This is a genomic window from Levilactobacillus hammesii DSM 16381, assembly GCF_001434395.1.
Classification (GTDB): domain Bacteria; phylum Bacillota; class Bacilli; order Lactobacillales; family Lactobacillaceae; genus Levilactobacillus; species Levilactobacillus hammesii.
On sequence record NZ_AZFS01000006.1, the window covers coordinates 69,808 to 95,138 of the forward strand.

18 protein-coding genes are annotated in these 25,331 nt (G+C 50.6%); 7 read left to right on the forward strand and 11 right to left on the reverse strand.

Annotated elements, in window-relative coordinates; all coding sequences use genetic code 11:
• Nucleotides 1-177 precede the first annotated feature (177 nt).
• From FD28_RS13500 to FD28_RS00515, 3 genes are all read right to left on the reverse strand, one after another.
• The gene (locus tag FD28_RS13500; RefSeq protein WP_268888924.1) at nt 178-309 is read right to left on the reverse strand and encodes a hypothetical protein; all 132 of its coding nucleotides are present in this window, start codon (nt 307-309) and stop codon (nt 178-180) included.
• Between the two features lie 3 nt (nt 310-312).
• Complete coding sequence (locus FD28_RS00510) at nt 313-1,179, reverse strand: helix-turn-helix domain-containing protein (RefSeq protein ID WP_057731443.1); 867 nt, start codon at nt 1,177-1,179, stop codon at nt 313-315.
• Nucleotides 1,180-1,499: 320 nt separating this feature from the next.
• Entirely contained in the window at nt 1,500-3,722 is a 2,223-nt protein-coding gene (locus FD28_RS00515; RefSeq protein WP_057731450.1) for a BspA family leucine-rich repeat surface protein, read from the reverse strand.
• A 142-nt stretch (nt 3,723-3,864) separates the two neighbouring features.
• Between FD28_RS00515 and FD28_RS13300 the strand changes: the two genes are divergently transcribed.
• Nucleotides 3,865-4,023, forward strand: coding sequence for a hypothetical protein (locus tag FD28_RS13300; protein WP_162255535.1), 159 nt, complete (start codon nt 3,865-3,867; stop codon nt 4,021-4,023).
• On the opposite strand, the gene FD28_RS00520 is transcribed toward FD28_RS13300, so the two are convergent.
• From FD28_RS00520 to dnaA, 8 genes are all read right to left on the reverse strand, one after another.
• A complete protein-coding gene (locus FD28_RS00520; RefSeq protein ID WP_057731453.1) occupies nt 4,007-6,013 on the reverse strand; it encodes a BspA family leucine-rich repeat surface protein in 2,007 nt (668 codons plus the stop codon). The two genes, FD28_RS13300 and FD28_RS00520, sit on opposite strands and share 17 nt — an antisense overlap.
• Nucleotides 6,014-6,388: 375 nt before the next feature.
• Nucleotides 6,389-8,764, reverse strand: coding sequence for a BspA family leucine-rich repeat surface protein (locus FD28_RS00525; RefSeq protein WP_057731455.1), 2,376 nt, complete (start codon nt 8,762-8,764; stop codon nt 6,389-6,391).
• A gap of 338 nt (nt 8,765-9,102) precedes the next feature.
• The gene (gene gyrA / locus FD28_RS00530; RefSeq protein ID WP_057731457.1) at nt 9,103-11,640 is read right to left on the reverse strand and encodes a DNA gyrase subunit A; all 2,538 of its coding nucleotides are present in this window, start codon (nt 11,638-11,640) and stop codon (nt 9,103-9,105) included.
• A gap of 21 nt (nt 11,641-11,661) precedes the next feature.
• Nucleotides 11,662-13,608, reverse strand: a complete 1,947-nt coding sequence (gene gyrB, locus FD28_RS00535) for a DNA topoisomerase (ATP-hydrolyzing) subunit B (protein ID WP_057731460.1) — start codon at nt 13,606-13,608, stop codon at nt 11,662-11,664.
• Between the two features lie 3 nt (nt 13,609-13,611).
• Nucleotides 13,612-14,766, reverse strand: coding sequence for a DNA replication/repair protein RecF (gene recF, locus FD28_RS00540; protein WP_057731461.1), 1,155 nt, complete (start codon nt 14,764-14,766; stop codon nt 13,612-13,614).
• Complete coding sequence (gene yaaA / locus FD28_RS00545; protein WP_057731463.1) at nt 14,766-14,993, reverse strand: S4 domain-containing protein YaaA; 228 nt, start codon at nt 14,991-14,993, stop codon at nt 14,766-14,768. The genes recF and yaaA overlap by 1 nt, the downstream gene beginning before the upstream one ends.
• 556 nt (nt 14,994-15,549) lie before the next feature.
• Nucleotides 15,550-16,689, reverse strand: coding sequence for a DNA polymerase III subunit beta (dnaN, locus tag FD28_RS00550; RefSeq protein WP_057731466.1), 1,140 nt, complete (start codon nt 16,687-16,689; stop codon nt 15,550-15,552).
• 274 nt (nt 16,690-16,963) lie between these two features.
• Nucleotides 16,964-18,322 carry a chromosomal replication initiator protein DnaA gene (gene dnaA / locus FD28_RS00555; RefSeq protein WP_057731468.1) on the reverse strand — a complete coding sequence of 453 codons (1,359 nt, stop codon included), beginning with the start codon at nt 18,320-18,322 and terminating at the stop codon, nt 16,964-16,966.
• Between the two features lie 537 nt (nt 18,323-18,859).
• Between dnaA and rpmH the strand changes: the two genes are divergently transcribed.
• The 6 genes from rpmH (at nt 18,860) to mnmG (ending at nt 25,258) form a co-directional block, all read left to right on the forward strand.
• Complete coding sequence (rpmH, locus tag FD28_RS12990) at nt 18,860-18,994, forward strand: 50S ribosomal protein L34 (RefSeq protein WP_081624573.1); 135 nt, start codon at nt 18,860-18,862, stop codon at nt 18,992-18,994.
• A gap of 104 nt (nt 18,995-19,098) precedes the next feature.
• Nucleotides 19,099-19,455 (forward strand): ribonuclease P protein component, encoded by a 357-nt coding sequence (gene rnpA / locus FD28_RS00560; RefSeq protein WP_057731471.1) that lies wholly within the window; start codon nt 19,099-19,101, stop codon nt 19,453-19,455.
• A gap of 2 nt (nt 19,456-19,457) precedes the next feature.
• Nucleotides 19,458-20,291: a membrane protein insertase YidC gene (yidC, locus tag FD28_RS00565; protein WP_202813056.1), complete on the forward strand. Its 834-nt coding sequence runs from the start codon at nt 19,458-19,460 to the stop codon at nt 20,289-20,291.
• Between the two features lie 543 nt (nt 20,292-20,834).
• The gene (gene jag, locus FD28_RS00570; RefSeq protein WP_057731473.1) at nt 20,835-21,623 is read left to right on the forward strand and encodes an RNA-binding cell elongation regulator Jag/EloR; all 789 of its coding nucleotides are present in this window, start codon (nt 20,835-20,837) and stop codon (nt 21,621-21,623) included.
• A gap of 257 nt (nt 21,624-21,880) precedes the next feature.
• Nucleotides 21,881-23,275, forward strand: coding sequence for a tRNA uridine-5-carboxymethylaminomethyl(34) synthesis GTPase MnmE (gene mnmE / locus FD28_RS00575; RefSeq protein ID WP_057731476.1), 1,395 nt, complete (start codon nt 21,881-21,883; stop codon nt 23,273-23,275).
• 72 nt (nt 23,276-23,347) lie between these two features.
• Nucleotides 23,348-25,258 carry a tRNA uridine-5-carboxymethylaminomethyl(34) synthesis enzyme MnmG gene (mnmG, locus tag FD28_RS00580; protein WP_057731478.1) on the forward strand — a complete coding sequence of 637 codons (1,911 nt, stop codon included), beginning with the start codon at nt 23,348-23,350 and terminating at the stop codon, nt 25,256-25,258.
• Nucleotides 25,259-25,331: the final 73 nt, after the last annotated feature.

Consider the following 25,331-nt stretch of genomic DNA (forward strand, 5'->3'; position numbering starts at 1 on the left):
TAAATCATTTGGTTAAGCAAATCGGGGCCGACCGACGGGTGCTGCCTTACGCTACACTACTTAACTCCGTAAAAACGAGCCAAATATTTTTTATTTTCCAAAATTAATTCAAAAAATGAGCAGCTCTGTTCCTCAAGCGTTAAAAACACGCGCCCAGGTTTCCCTGAACGCGTGCCGCTATTTCGTGTTCTGCGCGGTCTTAACCGCCGTCTCCGCCTCATCCTTGGCCTCACGTTCCAAGGCATCCACTAACAGGCCATCATGCATCAAAAACAAGGTTTCTTGAATTGCTGCCCATTCACTCATCATTCGCTACTCCCCCTGATAAACGACTTGTTTGAAAGTTTCCGCCAGTGCGACCGCAGTTTGACGAGCCGCCGGTGAAACGGTTGGCTGCTGCAAACCCGCGTAAATTTGTGCCAATAAGTAATAGTCATCCGCCAATAGATAATGTGACTGATGCGCGACCGCCCAGTCAATCCCCTCTAGCAGGATCGGCAAGGCCCGCTCGGGATACCCCAAGTGCAGACAGGCCCGCGCATATTGATAAAAAATCACACAGAGGTTCTCACTCACATCTACCAGACGGTCTTCCCGGATAATCCGCACGGCACGTTCGAATCCCGCAAAGTTGGCCCGTGGTGTCAGCGCCACGCCAATGTCATTTTCCATGGCTATCAATAACACCTCTAACGTGCGGTAACGCAGCGGACGCTGGGGCATCATCATGGTCAAGGCGGTATGGACGCTCCGCAACGCCGCTACCGCATCGTGAGTCGCCTGATAGGTGGCGCAGCCATAGTAGTAATAGTATGTTTTTAAATCCTCATCCGTCTTTAAGACGCGCAACCGTTCTGGATTATCCATGTAGGCCACTAAATCCGCGAACCGCTGCCGGTTATAGAGATGGTGCACCCGGCGACTAAACGTGGGCAATCGCCGAATCGGGTAATTTTCCTTAAGGGCACACACCAGCGGTAAGTTTAGCCGCTCGCACAGTTGCGCCAACAGGACGGCATTGGGGACGTCCTGCCCCTGTTCAATGCGATCAACCAGCGACTGCGCGCAAATTCCTGCTGCCAACGCTTGTTGAGACAAGCCTAACGCCTGTCGACGCAGTTGTAAGTGTTGTCCTAAAGTGGTCACTGCCGACGCAAAATCTGTGATAGTGGTGGCCATAGCTTCTCCAAAACCTCCCCGAAAAATCAGCCCAATTACCCTAGCCGTGTCTATTGATTTGAGCTTACCAGACCGGTCCACAAAAGTAAACACATTCAACTATATACAATTATTTAAATAAGTTAAATTACTGTATTCATATAAAAGCCTTGATATCAGAAGAATCGGCTCAATTACCTAACAGCATCAAAAGTTATTCTTTTGATTAATTTCCCACATAAATCTCCGTATATTACTGTAAAAGACGATATAAAATCAAAAAAGAAGAATCGCCTTCAAAGCCGACGATTCTCCGTGTTCCCTGTGACCTACCATTTCATTTAATCCTGCCGTTTGAACCAGTTCAGGCCTAATAAGGCTAGGCCAACGGCACCAGCGACGACGGCTGCCCAGCTCTGTTGCTCATTGGTCTGTGGAAGCTGCGTCGCGGTCTTTGACTGCCGCGGCGTGGTTGTCATCGACCGGTTTGCTGGTGATTTAGTGGCCTCCTGATGGCCCTGTGGCTGAACGGTCGCGGCCGCGTGTCCCAGTGAAAGTGTCTGAGATTGCGCTTTAGAGGTCCCCCCAACCGCTACGGCCTGTTGAGGCGTTGCTGATTTACGCGTTTGCTTCGCGACCTTTTTAGGCGTAGATGCCTGCTTCTTCTTTGTCTGATCCTTTTTGACAATTGCATTGGCATCCCCACCGGTTACGGTATCGCCCGTGCCACTATCAGTCGTGGTATTCGTATCCGTGTCTGTGCCCGTGTTTGAATCGGTATCCGGATTGGTTGGGGTAGTGGTGTTGCCCGTATCCGTCCCCGAACCAGGATTGCTAGGATCCGTCTTGGCAATTGGCTGCCAGACGTAGGTATCGGCCATCGTGGCGCCATCGTACCCCGTGTTCAACTGCGCACTCGTGTAAGTGGCCCCATTGGGTTTCGCCACGGTACCGGTCCCGACTGCTTGCCAGAGCCCCGTGTAGGCATCGGTCTTCGCAATCTCGGGAAGTTCGGCATTGCCATTGGCGGTATCACCTAAGATCATGTTTTTACTCAAGGTCAATTCCTTGAGGCTGTTGGTGCCAGCTAATGCCTGATCCAGGGAGTCCCCAACATCACCGGCCGCAAGGTTAAATCCAGACAGGTCTAGCTTCGTTAAACGACTATCGTTGGCAAACATGTAATCCATGTACGCAATTGCCCCCGTCTGCCAGTGACTCAGGTCCAGTCCGGTCAAAGCCGAGTCACCACGAAACATTTCCGCAAATTGCCTGCCGCTGGAAACATTCCAGTTGCTGACATCAAGCGTTGGCAGGTTCTTCACATCCTGAAAAGTCTGCACGAAATTCATCACGTGACTGGTATCCCAATTCGATACGTTCAAACTGGTCAGATTACTTAGACCATGAAATACATTACTCAGGGAAGTGACGTGACTCGTATCCCAGCCACTCAAATCCAAGCTGGTCAGGCCCGCATCCCCTTGGAAAAGAGACTCTGGGTCCTGGAGACTGCTGGTATTCCAATCGGCAGCATCGACTGCTGTCAGCGCAGAATCTCCCACTAACATCTCTTCCATACTCGTGACAGCTCCCGTCGTCTTCCCCAATTTCAAGCTCGTCAAGGCACGGTCATAAGAAAAGGCATCGCTCATATCCGTGACGTGACTCAGATCCCAACTACTGAGATCAAGGCTAGTCAGGCCACTTTGCTGGAACATCTGATTCATGTTCACAACCTGACTGGCATCAACATTTTCTAAGCCTTCAATTGCCGTTAAATTAGTGCTTCCCTCAAAGGCCATACTGGAGTTGGCATTTAGCACCACGGGACCCGCAAAGACAATCTTAGTGACGTCAGTGTTAAAGAATGCTGGGCTCGTCCGTTGACCAAAAGTTCCCGCAGAGAAGGTCATGACCCCATCGCTATCGAGTGTCCAGGGACTCGTCCCAAACGTTCCTGATCTCACAATCGTTGGCGTTGTCACGTCGGCGTCCTCAACGATCGGGGTCACTGAACGAAACATGAGCTTGGATAAGTTGGGGGTGTTGGCTAATCGCTTAATCCCAACTGTCCCCGCGCCAGCCAAACGTTGAGACACCTTGGACGTGGTCGTAGTCGTTGGCTGATTGATCGGCGCGCCGGCCGGCTTATCAGCGTCTTCTAGCGCACCATTTTTCGGCGTACTTGCTGGATCATCACCTGTAACCTGCTTGGACTTTTCTCCAACTGCCGCTGGTGTCGTTGGTTTGGTAACGGGTTTGGTCGCGGTCGTTGGCTGATTAGTTAGCTTATCAGCCGTGCCCGCACCGGTTTGATCGTCCGACTGTTCATGGTCGGTGGTTGTCTCCGGCTTGGTCTCATTAGTCAATGTCACCTTTTGACTGGTTGTGTCATTAGCCACCGGCGCCTTAGTTTCGGTCTTTGGCGTAGCGGCATCATTGTCCGCTGACGTATCCGCATAGGCCGTATCAACTTGGTACCCCATACCAGCGATCGCCCCCAAAACCACCAAGGTCGTCAACCTTTGCTTTGATTTATTCCCCAACTTTAAATCTTTCATGCGAATTCCCTCCAAGCTTTATGTAACACTTCTTACTTTCTGTCACCATCAGTGTACAACCATTTTGACGAAAAATCTAATAAATGCAACTATTAATGCCACACTTGTTTTCGCTATCAATCCATTATTCGGGCGGTTTATTATGAACCATCGCTTTATCCGCTGTGGTTGCCACATTTTTAAGAAGCAGGCCGTTCATCCTGCTAACGATCTATTCGCCATCAATCTCCAAAAAGGGGGCGTTCAACCGAAGTTGAACGCCCCCTCATTCCTGATTACCAAATTTAGTTTTGCCGTTTGAACCAGTTCAGACCTAATAGGCTCAAGCCGATGACTCCGGCAATAGTGGCCATCCAGCCAGTAGATTGTTCACCCGTCTGTGGCAACGTGGTCTTCTGGCGCTGTTGCTTAGTCGCCGGTTGGGCGAGGTGCGTTGCCTTGGCTGAGTGATCAGTCTTAGCAAAGGCTACCGTGACTGGTGCACCAGAAGTTGCTTTTCTAGCTGACCGAGTCGTCTTCGTAGCCACTGCGGCTTGCACAACGCCCTTCTTAGCCTTAGGCGTGGTCGTATTGTCAATCGTGGCTGCATCACCCCCGGTTACCACATCGGCATCCCCGCCCTGTTCAGGAGCCGTGGTATCCGGCGTGGTTGGGTCAGTCGTGTTGTCAACGTCCGGCGTGGTGGGATTGGTCGTGTTCCCCGTGTCCGTTCCAGGATTGGTTGGCGTCGTTGGTTTAGGCGTCGTCTTCTGCCAAACGTAGGTCCCGGCCATCGTGGCACCATCGTAAGCGGCCATTAATTCTGCGGCCGTGTAGGTTGGCCCATTTGGATTGGCAACGGTCCCGGTGCCGACAAACTGCCAGAGACCCGTGTAGTCATCACTTGGGGTGATTTCGGGAATGTCCATGGTCCATTCGGGGTAACCCTGCGTTGCCATCAAGTTATTCGGTCCCAAGGTCAATTGTTTCAAGCCCGTCATGCCGTGAACCTGGTAGTAAACCCCCGTCCCGGCCAAGTTGGTTAAATCAAGGCTGCTCATCTTAACATCATTGGCGAACATTGAAGAGACATTCCCCGTTAAGTTCCAGCCGGTTAAATTGAGCGTCGTCAAGTTATACATCTCTGAGAACATATCAATGGCCTGCACATTGGATTGAACTTGCCAGTTACTGAGATCTAGCGCTGCGAAACCCGTTCCCCGGAAAGTATTTGACATCATGTGGACCTTACTGACATCCCAGTTGGCCGCATCAACCGAAGTTAACAGCTTGTCACCTTCAAACATGGCCGACATATTCACGGAATATTTGCCAAAGTTACTTCCCAGCTTGACGCTCGTCAAATGCATGTAATTATCGCCACCGAGTGAAAAATCGGGGTTATTGTCAGGTCCTTGGAATATGCCCAGCATATTATTAACATTCGACATGTCCCAGCTACTCAGATCAATATTCTCCAAAGCAAAGTTAAAGGCAAACATGTTCGTCATCAGATTAACCGCTGACGCGTCAACGTTTTCCAAGCCTTCATATGATTTCACCTTAGTCCACTCGTCGAAAAGTTTTGAACTATTCCAAGGTAAGACCACACCACTACCAAAGACAACCTTGGTGACGTTTCCTTTGACCGCATTCATATCGGCACTCGTGCCCAATGTTCCGGCCCCAATTGACAATACCCCTTGGTCATCCAGCTTCCAGGCGCTGGTCCCCCACTTCCCAGTTTGAACGACTGGTGCAGCGACTTCTTTCACCAAGTCCTGCTTGTTTAACAGACCAGCTGGCGCCTGTGCTTTTACTGCCAGTCCCATTGGTGCTGGTGTCTGTGATTTTACTTCTGTTCCCGCTGGTTCCGCTGATTTTTCTGACGTCTGATCTGGTTCTTCATTCCCTTTCAAGCCATCATTGGTAGCGCCTTCATTTTTATTATTATCCACATTTCCCGGTGCCCCAGGTTCACCGGCCGGATTTCCATTAGGCTGCTGTTGCGACTCCTCTTCACTAGGCTCTTTTACCAAATCGTCGGAGCTGCCCGGATTACCCTTTTCATTCTGACCGCCAGGCGTACCCGCATCGACATCTTTTTGTGTAGGTGTGAGCACAGTTTCGTTTTTATTGAGATCATTAGCCGTCGATGATACTGCCGTATTCTCTTCACCCGGATTCTCATTGGCTGCCGGCTTAGTATCCGCTTGAGCCGTGTCGATTTGGTACCCCATGCCAGCGATAACGCCGAGAATTGCTAAAGTAGTCAACTTTTGTTTTGAATTATTCCCCAACTTTTCAATCATGATGCTACCCCTTTCATGTGTAACACTTCTCAAGTTCTGTCTAAATGTAGTATAGGACACATTGGCAATAATGTCCATACTATTCAACAATTAACATATACTTTCATTTTCTACAGAACTAATGAAATAAAATAAAAGTATAACTCGTAAACCAATTGGTTGTGGAAGCAACCTTACAAAATGCCCGTACCACACAGTCTGATAACGTTAGCCTCCCTTTATGACTTGAATTTAGTCTGACTGGCCAACCAACACTAACCAACCAAGCCACGAAAAAAAGGGATTCTACCCGTTGGTAAATTCCCTTTACGATTATTTTTACATTCTGTTTCCAATTGATCTAAATCAAAACGTCAGACGATTGGCCTTAATTCGTCACTTACGCCGCGAACGTTGCCGATACCCCCACAGGCCCAAACCGGCTAGTAAAATAACCCCCAGTGCAGCGGCCATGTTTTGCCAAGAGTCGCCGGTCGCCGGTAACTTTTGCTGATGTTTGGTTCTTTCAGGCTTCTGAGAGTAACTAGAGCCGTGGACAGACTGCGGTTTTACGGCATGATCCCCCTGACCCGCATTTTCATTCTGGATCAAATCACCTGCGCCACCGTTATCTTCTTCATCTGGTTTTCCGGTTGTCGGTGGCGTAATTCCGGGACCGGGATTGGGGTCTGGCGTCGGTGCGGGATCAGGATCTGGGGTAGGATTAGGGCCTGGGTTGGGATCAGGATCTGGGTCCGGATCAGGGTTGGGCGTCACAACTATATTTTTCTTGAAGACTAAGCCCACTCTGGTGATGCCCGGTCCATAAACCCCGGGTAAGGGCCCCATACTTTTGACAAAGGTATACCCCGCTAGCTCTGAATCCAATCCTTTCAAGAAATGTTCTAATCGATACGCGGTACCATACTCGCCCTCAAAGTTGCGTGAGTCCGCAATTTTTCGCCCCGATTCATCCACATAGACCACGTTAACTTGGCCTAACTGCCGATATAGAAAGGTGAGGGTCTGCGCTTCCGCTGTGAAGATTCCCTGTGAGGGTAAGGGGGACTCCAGATGTAGGTGATACCCGGGAATCTTCGGCGGTGCGATGACGTAGGATTGACCAATCTTACCAATCTGCGTTTCTTCGGGGAGCAGATCTTGCCCAGCATCGTTGACAAACCTAAATGTCACACTGCCGAGATCGGCAGCCGTTTTCAAATAATAGAGGGTAACTTCTTGTGGTTCCTTTTGAAAGGTTCCGGTCAACGGGCCATCCGCCTTTTGATAACGGTAGCCCGGAACGGTTGTGTCAATCTTAAACTCATCGTCTATGGCGCCCGAAATCTGGGTTGTGAGCTGAATCTCCTCATTGGTCGCTAAATCGCGATAGTTCACGGTAACCGGTGCGGCTTTGACCTCAGGCACATACGTATCAGCCATAGCCGCATTATAGGTCGCTGCCAGTTGTTTCCCCGTGAAGACGGCACCTTGAGGCCGCTCTATGGTTCCCTTCCCCACGGCCTGCCAGTTGTCGTGACTTTCGTCCAAACTCACCGTGTAGCCGTTGGCATCCTTTAGCTGCGTTTTAGGCCCCAACCGCAAAAGGGAAAGATTGGGCATCGTATTTAACATCAACTCTACCCGACCATCTCCCCAATAACCATTACCACTCCCCTGGTAGTCCAAATGCGACATATCAAAACCCGACAGATCAAGTTCACTCGCATTCGATTTATAAAAAAGCTTCTGCATACTCCCGGCACTTGAGGTCTGCCAACCGCCGACCCGAATGTGACGGGCATTGCTTGCCGCAAACATCTGCTCAAAATTCACGACATTCCGGACATCCCAATTTTGCACATCTAGTACCTCGGCCCTAGTCTCTGCAAGCATTTGTTCCATTCTCGTTACATGACTAACATCCCAGTCGCTAATCGCCAACTCCGCCGCCGGAACTTTGCGAAACATCATCGCCATATTGGTCACGTTCCCCGTTTGCCACCCCGCAACGTTTAGCGTATTCAGATTGGAACAGCGCCAAAACATCTGCGACATGTTGGTCACGCGACTGACATCCCACGACCGTAAATCCAGTGAGCGCAGCCCGCTTCCCGAAAACATCGCATTCATGTTGGTTACCTGACTCGTATTCCACTTAGGTCCCAAGCGTAAGTCAGTCAATCGACTATCTTCGCAAAACATCCACTGCATCGATGTCACCTTATCCGTCTGCCACCCACTTAGATCAAGCTTTCTCAGGTTACTCATCCCGTAAAATAAGCTATTCATTTCGGTAACCTGACTAACGTTCCACTGGCTAAGATCCAAAGATTCCACACCACAATCAGAAAACATATAGTTCGCCCAGGTTACCGCAGATGTATCCCACGTCTCAATGTGTAAGGTTCGTAGATTAGACGTCCGCTCAAATAAATTGGGCATTGCCCATACATGACTCACATCCCAGGTTCGCAAGTCCAAGGTTGTCAGCTTTTTATCGCCTTCAAACATCCTCCCCATGTTAGTGACCTGGCTAGTATCCACATTCTCTGTACCCAAAAAGCGCTCCAAGTTGGGCAAATTCGAAAATAAATTAAATGACGCCTCTGGGAAAACCACCCGTCCTGTGAATTGGATCTCTTGAATTTGCGCCTTATACTTTAGCCAATCCCCATTTTGGGCAAAATTTCCCGCACCAATCTTCAAGACACCATCCTGCAAGGTCCACTTGCAAGTTCCCGTTTGTCCCGTAATCACCGAGCTATCCATGCCAGTATCCCTAGTCATTGTTTCCTGGACGGCTATGGCCTTCACCTGTATCGGTGTTATTTCCATTATCGTGCCCCAAACTGCCATTCCGGTAAGTAGACCAATTCTAGTCATTATTTTATGTGAACGCTTTCTTTTTTCTCGCTGCGTTTTCAAAGCTTTCGCCTCCAATCATCTTTATCGTCGACCGATTGCTACCCAGAACGAGTATACCGAGTCATTATTGTAAAAGCTACCAAAACCTTTTATAAATTAAATTATATACAAGTAGCTAATTATTGCATAAAAAAAGCCATCGCCCGTTAAGGCAACGACCTCCTCGATTTATCTTGATTTAACTAAGCTTCTGGTGCATCCGAATCCGGCGTGACTGGCGCTTCGTCAGTCGCAGGGGCATCACTGTCCGTTGCGGCTTCGGTTGCTTCGTCACTGTCGTCTTCCTTATCCACCTTTGCCATGGTTGCCACAGCGGTGTCATCGCCCAAACGAATCAGGTGAACCCCTAAGGTTGCCCGTCCCGTTTCGGAGACATCACTGCCGCTAAAGCGGATCATGACCCCTTTGTTGGTGACCAACATAATATCTTCGTCACCGTCTAAGGTTGTCAATCCGGCTAACGGACCATTCTTTTCGGTCACGTTAACGGTCTTGATCCCTTTACCACCACGACCCTTGATTGGGTACTCGCTGGCTGGCGTCTGCTTCCCATAACCCTTTTCGGAAATGACAAACACTCGGCTCTCTGGCTGTAGGACGCTGGCCCCGATGACAAAGTCGCCATCACGTAACCGAATCCCACGCACCCCGGTAGCCGAACGGCCCATTGACCGCACGTCTTTAGCCGCGAAGCTGACCGCGTAACCCAAGTGCGTTCCAATGATCATATTGGCTTCGCCATTGATAATGTCGACGTCAATCAGCTCATCGTCTTCCTTAAGGTTGATCGCCTTCAGCCCGTTACTCCGAATGTTGGCAAACTCATCGACCGGTGTCCGCTTGACCGTTCCCTGAACCGTGGTAAAGAACAGGTCCCGTTCAGCGTTTTCACCCGGATTAGCCACGTTAATCACGGCCTGAACGTGCTCGTTGTTGTTAATCCCAAGCAGGTTGATGACCGGAATTCCCTTGGCCGTCCGTCCGTATTCAGGGATTTCATACCCCTTCATCCGGTAGACCTTCCCGGTGTTGGTAAAGAACAACAGCATGTCGTGGGTTGACGTGGCCACTAAGTGTTCAATGAAGTCATCTTCATGGACACCCATGCCTTGAACCCCTTTACCACCACGGTTTTGGGCCTTAAATTCGGACGTTGGTAACCGTTTGATGTAGCCGTTGTGGGTCAATGAGACCACGACGTCTTCCTCGGCAATGAGGTCTTCGTCTTCAAGACTCAGAACTTCACCGACCATCAATTCAGTCCGCCGCGCGTCGCCGAACTTGTTTTGAATTTCCATCAATTCATCGTAGATAATGGCTTGTTGGCGTTCCTTGGAGGCCAAGATTTCCTTGTAATCCTTGATGTTCGCCATCACGTCATTATATTCTTTTTCGACCTTTTCCCGTTCCAAACCGGTCAGACGAACCAACCGCATGTCCAAGATGGCTTGTGATTGCTTGTCTGACAGGCTGTAACGCGTCATCAATTCATTCTTCGCCACTTCAGCGGTCTGTGATTGCCGAATAATGGTGATAATGGCATCGATATGGTCGAGGGCAATCCGCAACCCTTCCAGGATGTGGGCCCGGGCTTCAGCCTTCTTCAGTTCAAACTGCGTCCGCCGCCGGATAACTTCCAGTTGGAAGTCCAGGTAGTATTGCAGAATGGCCTTGAGACCCAGCACTTTAGGTGCCCCGTTGACGATGGCCAGCATGTTGATCCCAAATGAGGTCTGCATGAGGGTCATCTTGTAGAGGTTGTTTAAAATCACTTCGGCGCTAGCATCCCGGCGAACGTCGATCACGATCCGCATCCCCGTCCGGTCGGTTTCATCGTTGACATCGGTGATGCCTTCGATTCGCTTATCCCGGGCCAGTTCGGCGATCCGTTCGATCAGCTTGGCCTTGTTCACCATGTACGGAATTTCCGTGGCGACAATGCGTTGCTTACCGTTCTTTTCTTCCTCGATATCGACCTTCGCCCGTAAGGTAATGGTCCCCTTCCCGGTCTCGTAAGCCCGGCGAATGGCAGCCTTCCCCATGACGATCCCACCGGTTGGGAAGTCGGGGCCAGGTAAGACCTCCATCAACTCAGCCAGACTGGCATCAGGGTTCTTCATCAAGATGTGCAGGGCACTAATGACTTCCGTCAGGTTATGTGGCGGAATGTTCGTGGCCATCCCCACGGCGATCCCGGAAGCCCCGTTAACTAACAGGTTCGGGAACCGTGATGGCAGCACAACGGGTTCGCGTTCGGACCCATCGTAGTTATCTTGAAAATCAATCGTATCTTTATTAATGTCACGCAGCATTTCCATCGCGATCTTACTCAACCGCGCTTCGGTATACCGCATGGCAGCGGCCCCATCACCATCGACAGAACCAAAGTTCCCATGACCATCCACTAACATGTAGCGGTAGGAGAAGTCTTGGGCCATCCGTACCATGGATTCGTACACGGCGGAATCCCCATGCGGATGGTATTTCCCGAGGACGTCCCCAACCATCCGGGCAGATTTCCGGAATGGCTTATCGGGCGTAATCCCCAGTTCGTGCATATCGTATAAAATCCGACGGTGGACTGGTTTCAAACCATCCCGCACGTCAGGTAACGCCCGTTGCACAATCACACTCATCGCGTAATCCAAGAAGGATGTTCGCATGGTTTGTGAAAGGTCAACGTCGGTAATCCGACCTATATTGTAATCTTGATCAGCCAAATTTTTACCCTCCGTTCTTCACTAAACATCCAACTCGGCGAAGGTGGCATTGTCCTCGATGAATTCCCGTCGAGGCGCAACCTTGTCTCCCATCAACATGCTGAACACTTGGTCCGCGTTGATGGCGTCCTGAGCGTCGACCCGCAACAGCCGCCGGTTTTCTGGCTTCATCGTCGTATCCCAGAGCTGTTCGGCATCCATTTCACCAAGCCCCTTGTACCGTTGAATCTGTGGCTTAGGTGCAGGTGGTAATTGGCCCAGCAATTCCTTCAATTCATCATCGGAATCCAGGTAGCGTTGCATCTTCCCTTGCCGTACTCGGTATAACGGTGGGCAAGCGATGTACACGTAGCCAGCATCCAGCAATGGCCGCATGTAGCGGTAGATCAACGTCAATAACAGGGTCCGAATGTGGGCCCCATCGACATCGGCATCGGTCATGATGATCAGCTTGTGGTAGTTAGCCTTGGACACATCGAAATCGGAGCCAAAGCCCGTCCCCATAGCCGTGAACATCGAGCGAATTTCTTCGTTCGCTAAGATCCGGTCCATCGAGGCCTTTTCAACGTTCAAAATCTTCCCCCGAATTGGCAGGATGGCTTGGGTCAACCGCGACCGGCCCTGCTTAGCAGAACCACCGGCGGAATCCCCTTCGACAATGAACAGTTCGGAAATAGCGGGGTCCTTGGACGTGTTATCGGCCAACTTCCCAGGCAGGTTGGAGATTTCCAACCCACTCTTCTTCCGTGTCACTTCCCGGGCACGCTTAGCAGCGACCCGTGCCTTTGAGGCTAACGTCCCCTTGTCCACAACCTTGCGGGCAATATCAGGATGTTCCATCAGGTAGCGCATGAAGTGATCCGCAAACGTGTGGTCCACGGCCGTCCGGGCATCGGAGTTCCCTAACTTGGTCTTGGTCTGACCTTCAAATTGGGGGTCCGGATGCTTGACGGAAACGACGGCCGTCATCCCTTCACGGACATCATCCCCGGTCAGGTTAGGCTCGTTATCCTTCATCATCTTGTTTTGACGCGCGTAATCATTGACCACTCGCGTTAATGCGCGTTTGAACCCTTCTTCATGAGTCCCACCTTCGTAGGTGTGGATGTTGTTGGTAAACGTCAACAGGTTGTTGTGGTAATCGTCCGTATATTGCAGGGCAACTTCCACGGTAATCCCATTTTCTTCGCCTTCAACGTAAATTGGGGGTTCAAACAGCGTGGTTTTATTTTCGTTTAAATAGTCAACGTAGTGGCGAATCCCACCTTCGTAGTGGAAATCGTCTTCGGTTGGCGTTTCTGGGCGTTCATCGCGAATCGTGATCCGCAATCCCTTGTTCAGAAAGGCCAGTTCACGAATCCGGGTCGTCAACGTCTTGATATCAAACGTCGTCGTTTCCCGGAAAATGTCTGGGTCCGGCAGGAAGTGGACAATCGTGCCGTGACGGTCTGGGTCCAGGCCCTCTTCCATCACGTACATCGGCTTCTGAACGTGGCCACGTTTAAAGGTGATACCGTAACGCTTGCCCCCCCGAATAACTTGTACTTCAAGGTGTGTTGACAACGCGTTAACGACGGACGCCCCGACCCCGTGAAGTCCACCGGAGACCTTATAACCGCCGCCGCCGAACTTACCACCGGCATGCAGGATGGTGTAGACCGTTTCTAGAGCGGGTTTCCCCGTCTTCTGTTGGATATCAACCGGAATTCCCCGACCATTATCACTAACGGTAATACTGTTGTCCTTTTCAACCGTGACGTGAATGGAATCCGCAAAGCCAGCGAGGGCTTCATCAATCCCGTTATCCACAATTTCCCAAACCAAGTGATGAAGACCTTGGGCACTCGTTGAGCCAATGTACATCCCAGGCCGCTTCCGAACCGCTTCCAGACCCTCTAGGACCTGAATTTGGCTGGCATCGTATTCTCTGGCTTGTTCTGCCTTCGTTTCGTGTTCTTTATCAGCCACTGATTAATCCTCCTTTGTTGCCGGATCGCCGCTCGGGGCCGATCCATCGGCCACCACGGTCCCATTATCCACGTGAAAAATGGTCGGGTCCTTGATCAGTTGACGGGTAATCCCGCTCAAACTGGTGGTGGTAATAAACGTCTGTACTTTATCCTGGATTGCCTTGAGCAGATGTGTCTGCCGGGCATCATCCAATTCAGAAAGAACATCATCCAGTAATAACACCGGATATTCTCCGGTCTCTTCTTTCATCAGGTCAATCTCAGCGAGCTTGACGCTGAGCGCCGTCGTTCGCTGCTGACCCTGAGAGCCAAACGTCTGCACATTCTTCCCGTTGACCCGAAAATGCAGGTCATCGCGATGCGGTCCCACCAGCGTGGTCCCGCGATACAGTTCCTTAGCTTGATGTTCCTGATAAAGTTGCGTTAACGCCGCACAAATCGACTCCGGGTCCGTCAATTGATCTTCGGGAACCTGGGTCGCATAGTGAAACGTCAACACTTCTTTTTGCTGTGAGATCTCGGCGTGAATCGCCTGCGCCCAGTGCTCCAGCTTATGTAACATACGCAGCCGCTGGGCAATGATCTCCGCGCCATACGCGGCCAGTTGGTCGGATAACACCGACAAAAACAACAGGTCACGATTTTGCTTGTGCTGTAAGTCCTTGAGGTAGCGATTGCGCTGCTTGAGCAACGTCCGGTACTGACTCAAGTTATACAGATAACGTGGATTCATCTGGCCAAACTCCATGTCCATAAAGCGCCGCCGAACAGTCGGGGCCCCTTTGACAATGGCGAGATCTTCCGGTGCAAACAAAATCACATTGAGCTGCCCGACATATTGTGACAGCCGAGCCTGCTCAAGGTGATTCACTTTGGCGCGCTTGCCCTGACGCGAGAACGTTAATTCTAAGGGCACCGTTCCGGCGGATTTAACCACTCGTCCACTGACCTTGGCCGTCTTGGCCTGCCAGTTCACGAGATCGTGATCATTCGCGGTACGGTGACTGCGCGTCAACGCGAGTACGTAGATTGCCTCTAATAGATTGGTCTTGCCCTGCGCATTTTCTCCCAGTAAAACGTTAATCCCGGGTCCTAACTCGAGACTAGCGCTGGGGTAATTCCGAAAATGTTGCAGCTGCAACTCTTGCAAATACATTATTCACCCTGCTTTGAGCGTATAAAAAATAATCCTGTATCAGGTACTTCCACTGTATCTCCAGGATACAGCTTGCGGCCCCGCCGGTTGTCCGGCTCGTCATTGATATTGACGGTGTTTTCCCGCAAATACCACTTGGCTTGACCGCCAGTACTGATAATGGATTCTTCCTTGAGTAACTGGCCTAAAGTAATGTAGGGCGTCTCAATGAAAACTTCTTTTTTCACAATTTCACCCCTTAATATTATTCTCTTCTATTATACCGCTTTTTAGGGAAAAGTACAGTTTAACTGCTTGATTTTTGCGTTCTCAGCCGATTTAAGCCCTTCTTGATATTTTTGGTGAAAAACCGGTAAATTTGCTCTAATTCGAAAATAACGGCCTTATATCGATTTTTTTGTTTTTTCAGGCCTTTTTTCAGTCAATTTTGAAAGATCATGAAAATCACTAGACATATGCGCACGCAATTAATGGGTTTCACGTGTAAATTCAGGGTTATTCTTGGGAATTTTCAGGAAAGTTGCGGATGTTGGGTCACCTTGCCGTGATAGCCAGGTATTTTCAGCGCTTTTAGGGGATTGTGGGGCCGCTTGATTCAGGGTGGTTGTCTTGGCATTTGGATGGGTGTGTTTTTTGGGTGGCGAACTTTGTTTAGAGCGTTCCCGCTAATCTCATATTGCCGAAACGTGCGCCACAAGACAGGACCTAAACGCCTTGTGGCGCACGCTTTTCACAAAAAAAGCGCTGCCCTTCTCTTAGGCAACGCTTCGTTAGGTTTTAACTTTAGAATGTCCGGACCGGCGTGATCAGCTGAATGAAGTTGCTGGTATCTTCCGTTGGGACCAAGGTGAATGGCCGCAAGGCGGACGTGAAGGCTACCCGGATCGTCGTTTGACCGAATGATCGTAAAGCATCCTTCATGTAATCGGGGTTGAATGAAATTTCGAGGTCTTCCCCAGTGATTTCCTTAGGGTCCAAGGCTTCTTCAACGTTCCCGACATCTGGCGAGTTACTGAAGATCGTCACCTGATTGTCGGCTGGCGTCAACGTTAACTTGACCACGTTGTTGCGTGATTCGTGAGACAACAATGAGGCCCGTTCTACGGCAGCCAATAATTCTGGCGCTTCGAATTCAACCGTGGTTGAGGCTTCCTTCGGGATCAGCCGTGACGTGTCTGGGTAGTTCCCTTCCAGCAATCGTGAGTAGAAGGACGTATCGCCCAGTAAGAACAAGACTTGGTTTTCGGAGAACTGCATCTTCACATCACTATCGTCGTCACCAATCATCCGTGAAAGTTCCGTTAAGCTCTTTCCGGGAATAATCACGTCGAAAGCGGCATTACTTGGTGTTGGTAACTCAATCTGCCGTTGTGAAAGTCGGTGACTATCCGTGGCGACCGCGAGAAATTGGTTATCCGCCAAAACAAAGTGAACCCCCGTCAAGATGGGCCGGCTTTCTTGATTGGAAACGGCAATAACCGTTTGGCTAATCAATTCTTTGAAGACCGCGCCCGAAAGAACAACGGAATCCGCCGCATCAACTTCTGGTAAGTGAGGATAGTTATTGGCATCCTGACCGTTGATGTTGAAGGCTGCGGAACCAGACGTAATTTCTGTCTGGAACCCGTCTTTAACGGTGACCGTCATGGTTTGTTCTGGCAAACGCTTAACGATTTCACTGAAGAAACGCGCCGTTAGGACAATGGCCCCTGGTTCGTCAATGGTTAGGCCAATATCGGGATCGTCTGCTCGAATGAGAGATTCGATGGAAATGTCAGCGTTGGAGCCAGTCAATAAGAGACCGGCGTCACTCGCCACAATTTTAATCCCAGTCAGAATGGGAATAGTCGTCTTTGACGAAATGGCCCGTGACACATTGTTGAGTTCCTTGATGAAGGCCGCCCGGTTAATGGAAAATTTCATAAGTTGAGACACTCCTTTTTTGTGGTGCGTAGTTATTTACTTAATTAAAAGAAAAAGACAGTAGCCGTAGTAGAGCAGTGTATTCTGTGGATAACTTGAGACAAGCGCCTGTGTTACTAGCTTTTCCACCTGTGGATAACTTGTGGAAAACTTTTGGACTTTTCAAATCTTATCCACACGCTGCGTTAGTCGTACGTCTATCATACCGCAAGTGGTCACAAAAAAACCGTCACGAGTCTGCTAACTTCGTCGCGCTGACTCGGCCGGTTTCGCCCTAGCGCCTTAATTCATCTTTCAGATTATCGATATCCTTCTGGAGCTCGGCATCGGTCTTGAGAGAATCTTGGATTTTATCGTAGGCGTGAATGACCGTGGTGTGATCCTTACCGCCAAACTCGTTCCCGATCCGTGGCAGTGAGGCTTCGGTCAGCTCACGGGACAGGTACATGGCGATTTGACGGGGCACCACGATGGCTTGCTTGCGTTTCTTGCCCTTCAAATCTTTGAGAGAAACGTGAAAGTAGTTGGCCACACGATCCTGGATGACCGGAATCGTGATGGCATCGGTCGCGTTGGCCAAATTCAGACTCTTGAGTGCCTCAGCGGCCAAGTCGGTGGTAATCGGCTGGTGCATCAGCTGGTGATAGGCTTGAACGCGCGCCAAGGCGCCCTCAAGTTCCCGCACATTAGAGTCGATTTGACCGGCAATGTAACTCAGGGTGTCATCGGGGATGTCGATCTGATCGGCATCCGCCTTGTTCCGGAGAATCGCGATTCGCGTCTCGAGATCCGGTGGCGTGATGTCGACGGATAACCCCCAGGCAAACCGTGAAACCAAGCGGTCTTGTAGCTTAGGAATTTCGTTAGGCAAACGATCGGAAGTCAGAACAATCTGCTTCTCATCGTCGTAAAGCGCATTGAAAGTATGGAAGAACTCTTCTTGAGTTCCTTCCTTATTAGCGAAGAACTGGATATCATCGACCAGTAGCAGATCAACGTTACGGTACTCCTGTCGGAACTGCTCCTGCGTCCGGGTTTGAATCGCATTAATAAAGTCGTTGGTGAAAGCCTCGCTAGTGACATATTTGACCTTGGTGTCCGGGCGATCTTCAAGCATTTTATTGCCAATCGCGTGCATCAAGTGGGTTTTACCAAGGCCCACGCCACCGTAGAAGAACAGCGGATTATACATCACGCCGGGTTCTTCGGAGACGACCAAGGCCGCAGCATGGGCCATTTGGTTGCCTTTTCCGATGACGAAAGTGTCAAATGTGTAGCGGGAATTCAGCGCGGTTTCTTTCATAAAAGTGGGTGTGGGCTCAGCGGTGGCCGTTTCCTCGGGGGTTGCGGTCTTGGCTTTGCGGGTCGCCTGTTGTTGGCGTTCACTTTCAATAATTAAAACGGGCTGAACATCTTCGTGAGCGGCTTGGTATGCGTATTCTACCAATTGCTGGTCCAGGTGTTGATGGGTCCAGTAATCACGATGCAGGGGTGACGGAAGTTCCAACGTCAACTTGTTGCCTTCTAAGGCAATCGGCTTGGCCGTTTCGATCCAAGTCTTGTAGGTCGTTGGTGTGTTATTTTCCTCAAATAACGCCTTGATATCAGTCCATAAAGTTAACATATCTGGCACTGATGAATCCCCCTATTAATCTTTTAGATAGTCATTTTTCGTAGGGCGCACGAGGCCCCCTAACGAAAACGTAAGTCCAGTGTAGCATGAAGAAAAAAAGTTTTCCACAGGGCATTTTGGACTGTGTATAATTGTTTCACAGGAAGTGAATTGAGTTATCCACAGCCTAGTCAAAACCTGTGGAAAGTTTTAGCTTGTTTTAGTTATGCACAGACTGGCGTTCATTACAAACGTGTCAAGGGCAAGTGTTTCACAAGTTATCCACAGAATCCACCGAACCTGATTTTTCGAAATAAACAGCCTGTGGAACAGTGGATAACCTGGTGGGAAAGCCCGGAAAAACTTTTTTTGAAATTAGGAGTTATCCACAGCTAAAGTGCATGAAACAAATTTCGCCGGGGACAACTTTTTCTTGGAAATTCAAAGTTCCTATTTCCATTCGGCTGAATTTATGCTAATATGTTCAGGAAATGCATTTAGTATTTGTCTGGCTTCACCAGATAAAAAATAGTCATAGTTAAGAGAGGAGATTTTACGATGAAGCGCACTTTCCAACCAAAGAAACGTCACCGTTCACGTGTCCACGGCTTCCGCAAGCGTATGAGCACTAGCAATGGCCGTCAAGTATTAGCACGTCGCCGTCAAAAGGGACGTAAAGTATTGTCTGCATAGGCCGCTGATGGTTCAGTGGTCTTTTTATTTTATCTGCGAGTTGACTGGGACCCTAATCGCTCGCGGACTGTTCAACAAATCGTTGAGAATTTTGGAGATGCACCATGCGAAAATCTTACCGCATTAAGAAAGAAGCGGAATTTCAGCAGGTCTTTGAAACCAGAAATTCAGTCGCTAACCGGCAATTTGTGGTGTATTCAATGGAAAAACCTGATCAATTACATTTTCGAGTTGGCATTTCGGTCGGCAAAAAGATTGGTAACGCGGTCCACCGTAACTGGGTGAAGCGCCGGATTCGGCAGAGTCTACTCGAGCTGAAGCCCCACCTCAAACAGGATGTGGACTTTCTCGTGATTGCTCGGCCCCGGGCGGACGGCATTTCCATGACCGATGCGAAGAGCAGCCTGATTCATGTTTTGAAGCTGGCAAAACTGCTGGATTCCAACTATAGCGAGGACTAAAAGTGAAAAAGTACAAACGCACCCTACTTATGCTAGGTATTGTGAGTTTGGTCTTTATCCTTTCCGCTTGTAGCAACGCGCCAATCACGGATAAGAGTACGGGGATTTGGGACGGCTGGATCGTTCTGAACTTCTCCCGGGCCATTATTGGGTTGGCACACATGTTTGGCGGGAGTTACGGTGTCGGGATTATCATCTTTACCATCATTGTGCGGATTATCTTACTGCCATTGATGATCTTCCAGACCCGGAGCATGCGTAAGACGCAGGACCTACAACCACAATTAAAAGCCTTACAGAAGAAATATTCCTCTAAAGATCGCGAAACGATGCAAAAGATGCAGGCCGAACAGCAAAAGCTGTATTCGGAAGCGGGCGTTCACCCCATGTTGGGTTGCCTCCCTGCAGTCGTTCAGTTGCCAATCATCTGGGCGTTGTACCAAGCGATCTGGCGGACGGCCGTTCTGCGGTCCGGGAACTTCCTGTGGTTACAATTGGGCCACAAGGACCCGTATTTCATCTTACCAATCTTGGCTGCCGTCGCGACGTTACTAAGTTCGTGGCTCAGCACCAAGTCAATGCCAGAGTCTAACTCAATGAGTACCATGATGATCGTCGGGATGCCGGTAGTGGTCTTCTTCACTGCCCTGAACGTGCCTTCATCACTGTCATTGTACTGGACGATTTCGTACATTTTCCAAGTTGGTCAAACCTTGTTAATTCAAAATCCGTGGAAGATTCAAGCGGAACGCGATGCCAAGGAAAAGGAAAAGAACGAACATGAACGCGCCGTACGGAAGGCCATCCGTCGCGCTAAGCAAAGCAAACGTAAGTAACAGAACGCATAAATGCATTTTATCGACCCAGGACCGAATTTGGTTCTGGGTCTTTTTGTGGATAAGCGTGCGCCGCAAGCCGGTTAGATCCTGAGCATTAGGGAAAGGGGCCTCTGTTCGGCTATGCCGGGCAGGGGTCACTTATTTTTCTAAGCGGAAGGCGCTGGTTTGCGGCGCACGTTTCGGAGGCCGCAAATTTGCGAAATGTCAGAGAGAGGTCAAGTCCAACTGAGATAGGCTGAGCCGATTAAGAAGGCCTAGGTTGAGTTCACGCGGTATTTAGCCGACCCGAAGAATGATGACAGGGAAGGCCGGTCATGTCATTGTATTTTTCAAATAAGCATCTCCTCCCTAAATAGTGGTGCGACCAGCAACAACGCCCAGTTTAGCAGGGTCACACATCCATTTTCCAAGGGCTTCGTCAGTGTGGTTTGCCAGGAGACTGACGGTCGCAAATTCAGCAATTTTCAAACGGATTACCGGGCGCTCTCCAACCGTTATGGTATACTGAATTTTAGCGAAAAAGACATGGAGGAATGGACGATGACAATCTACACGGGGAAAACGGAAGAAGCGGCGATAGCGGCAGGATTGGCCGCGCTGAATAGTCGTCGTGACCAAGTCATTACCAAGGTGGTCGCCACTCCACGAAAGGGCTGGCTGGGGATTGGCCGCCGTGAGGCCATGGTGGATATTGTCCTCAAGACGGTCGCGGAGACGTCGACGGCAGCAACACCAGCAACACCAGCTTCATCGGCAACGCCACAACCACAAACGTCGGCTGCGGCGCCCCAAAAAGCGGCGGTCCCAGCTGAAGCGCCAGTGGCGACTAGCACGTCGACCGAACCCACAGTTACGCCGCAGGAGCGCCGTAAACGACGTGAGGCGGCGATTGAGGCAGTTCAGGACTACTTGGCAACCATCGTCGAACAACTGGGCATAGACGCGACGATAGACGCTGAGACGGGGAGCCATCGTCAGGTTCGGTTAGTCTTTACCACGGATAAGGAAGGCCTGCTGATCGGCAAACACGGGCGGACCATCAATGCACTGCAGAGTTTGGCCCAGCTGTTCTTGAACCATCACGGGGCCGCCCACGTGGAACTAGAACTGGATGTGGCTAACTACCGGGAACGGCGCGCAGCCACGCTAGGCCGCCTGGCGGAGAGCACGGCTCGAGAAGTGGTGGCGACGGGAAAACCGATTTATTTGGACCCGATGCCATCGTTTGAACGAAAGCAGATTCACGCGGTATTGGCTAAAAACCGGTATGTCACGACCTATTCGGCGGGGAAGGAACCCCACCGCGCTGTCGTGATTGAACCGGCATAAGTTTCGTTTGACAAACGGCCGATTACCCCTTATAGTGAAGACAATCATTCTTATCAAGTTTACGATAAAGTAGTGAAAGTACTTTATCCACGCACAGTTAGGTGGCGTGGAGTAGGTGCTTTTTTTTATGGCGTTAAATGATACGCCCGGCCTGAGAGTGGGCCAAACGCGCCTGGTCATGGCCGGTGAAACGCTCGCAATGACCCGAAACTTGTTTAAGAAAAACAGACAGACAAAGCATAAAAGGAGGATGGCTCATGGCAGTCACCACAACAGAATTTGATACGATTGCAGCAATCTCAACCCCACCTGGTGAAGGGGGAATTTCCATTATTCGTCTCAGCGGTGAAGACGTCTTTGCCGTTGCGGGGAAGCTCTTTAAGGGCGCGAACCTGACAAAAGTGGGAAGTCACACGATCCACTACGGCCACATCTTGGACCCTGAGAATGGCGAAGAGGTTGACGAGGTCATGGTAACCGTGATGCGGGCACCAAAGACCTACACCAAGGAAGACATTATCGAAATCAACTGTCACGGTGGGATCGTCGCGACGAACCGGATTCTCCAGCTATGCCTGAGCTATGGTGCCCGACTAGCCGAACCCGGTGAGTACACCAAGCGGGCCTTTCTCAACGGTCGAATCGACCTCACGCAGGCCGAATCCGTCATGGATCTGATCCGGGCTAAAACGGACAAGTCCATGAAGGTAGCCCTGGACCAATTGGACGGTGATCTGTCGAAATTGATTCGGCATCTGCGCCAAGACATCCTCGATGCGTTGGCCCAGGTAGAAGTGAATATCGACTATCCCGAGTATGATGACGTGGAGACCATGACGACCAAGATGCTGCTGGAAAAGGCCCAAGAGGTCAAGAAGCAGATCCAGGCCTTACTGGCGACCGCTAAACAGGGGAAAGTGCTGCGTGAAGGGTTAGCCACGGCCATCGTGGGTCGTCCCAACGTGGGGAAGAGTAGCCTGTTAAATCACCTGCTCCACGAGGATAAGGCGATTGTGACCGACGTTGCCGGCACCACGCGTGACGTGATTGAAGAGTACGTCAACGTTAAGGGTGTACCGTTGAAGTTGATTGATACGGCCGGTATTCGGGACACCACGGATAAGGTTGAAAAAATTGGGGTTGAACGCTCGCGCAAAGCCATCAACACCGCCGATTTGGTGATGCTGGTCCTGAACGCCAGTGAACCCCTGACCGCCGAAGACCAGCAATTGCTGGTGGCCACGGCGGACACGCAACGGATCTTGATTCTAAACAAGACCGACTTGCCACAGAAGCTGGATCTGACGGCCTTAAAGCAGGCCGCTGGGGACAGTCCGATTATCGAAACGTCCATCCTGCAGAGTGCGGGCCTGGATAAGCTGGAAGAGACCATCGCGCACCTGTTCTTCGATGAGGGCATTGAGTCCAGTCAGAACACGGTGATGGTAACCAACGCGCGGCACATTGGCCTGTTACATCAGGCTAGTGCGGCCCTCGATGACGTGATGCACGGCATCGCTGCGGGGATGCCCGTTGATTTGGTACAGATCGATATGACGCGCGCTTGGGACCTACTCGGTGAAATTACCGGGGACAGTTACCAAGACGAGCTGCTCGATCAGTTGTTTAGCCAATTCTGTTTAGGGAAATAACGCAAAACTAAAACCACTAAGAGACCGCTTGACCGCCGTCGTGACGACGATCAGGCATGGAGGGAAAGAACCATGACTGAAGTAATTGAATATCCGGGACAGGACTACGACGTTATCGTCGTGGGTGCCGGTCATGCCGGTAGTGAAGCCGCATTGGCCGCTGCGCGGATGGGCAACAAGACCCTGTTGATGACGATTAACCTGGATATGGTGGCGTTTATGCCATGTAACCCATCCGTGGGTGGGCCTGCCAAAGGGATCGTTGTCCGGGAGATCGACGCGCTGGGTGGCGAGATGGGCCGTAACATCGATAAGACCTACGTCCAGATGCGGATGCTCAACACGGGTAAGGGTCCGGCCGTCCGGGCCTTACGTGCGCAAGCAGATAAGCACGCCTACCACGCCGAAATGAAGCACACCATCGAACGCGAACCCAACCTGACATTACGTCAAGGCATCGTGGACGACCTGATCGTGGAAGACGGCGCCTGCAAGGGGGTCATCACCAACACCGGGGCGCGTTATCGGGCTAAGGCGGTCGTGATTGCGGCCGGAACTGCGGCGCGAGGGAAGATTATTATTGGAGAATTGATGTATTCATCAGGTCCCAATAACTCCCAACCCGCCAACAAGCTGACGGCGAACCTGCCGAAGTATGGTTTTGACCTGGAACGTTTCAAGACCGGGACGCCACCACGGGTTGATGGGAACACGATCCACTACGATGAGACCGAGGAGCAGCCTGGGGACAAGGAGCCGAACCACTTTAGCTTTACCACGCCCGACAGTGCCTACCTTGATCTGAAGAACCAGTTATCCTGCTGGCTGACGTATACCAACCAGAAGACGCATGAAATTATTAGAGAAAATCTCGATCGGGCCCCAATGTTTACGGGGGTTATCGAGGGGGTTGGCCCACGTTATTGCCCATCCATTGAAGATAAGATTGTGCGTTTCGCAGACAAGCCCCGGCACCAACTCTTCTTGGAACCAGAAGGCCGGAACACCGACGAATGGTACGTTCAGGGGCTATCAACTTCCATGCCTGAAGAAGTGCAACAGAAGATTTTGCACTCCATTCAAGGATTAGAGGATGCCCAAATGATGCGGCCAGGCTACGCCATCGAATACGATGTCGTGTCGCCTTACCAATTACGGCCTACTTTGGAAACCAAGCCCCTGAAGAACCTGTTTACGGCGGGCCAAACCAACGGGACGTCTGGGTATGAAGAAGCGGCTGGTCAAGGTCTCTTGGCCGGGATCAACGCCGGTTTACGGGCATTAGGTAAGCCAGGCTTTACGTTGAAGCGTTCCGATGCCTACATTGGTGTCATGGTGGATGATTTGGTTACCAAGGGAACCAAGGAGCCTTACCGCTTGCTGACGAGTCGGGCCGAATACCGTTTGATCTTACGTCACGATAACGCCGATCTGCGTTTGACGGCTAAGGGTCACGAGTTGGGACTGATCAGTGATGACCGTTACAACGATTTCCTAGCCAAGAAGGCCGCTCTGAAGGCCGAAATTGACCGATTGAACAGCATTCGGATCAAGCCTAACGCTGCTATCAACGGGTTTATCGAAAGTCATGGCGACAAGCCGTTACAGGATGGCGTGTTAGCCGCCGTCTTCCTGCGTCGGCCTTACGTGGACTACCAAACGTTGTTGGAATTTATTCCAGCGCCTGAACAGCCCCTGGATCGGCACATTGTCGAAGAGATTGAGGTTTCACTGAAGTATGCCGGTTACATCAAGAAGGCCGAGGATAACGTTGCGAAATTAAAGCGGATGGAAGCCAAAGCCATTCCCGCCAACATCGATTACGATGCCATTGACGGTCTGGCTACGGAAGCCCATCAAAAGCTGAAGAAGATTCAACCCGAAACGTTGGCACAAGCCAGTCGGATCAGTGGGGTTAACCCAGCTGATATCGCAATTTTGAGCGTGTACATCGAACAGGGTAAAATTGCCAAAGTGAAGTAAACAGGAGAGGCCCTCACCAAGGGATTGGTGAAGGTCTCTTTTTCTGTTATTAATTACATTATTACTAATAATT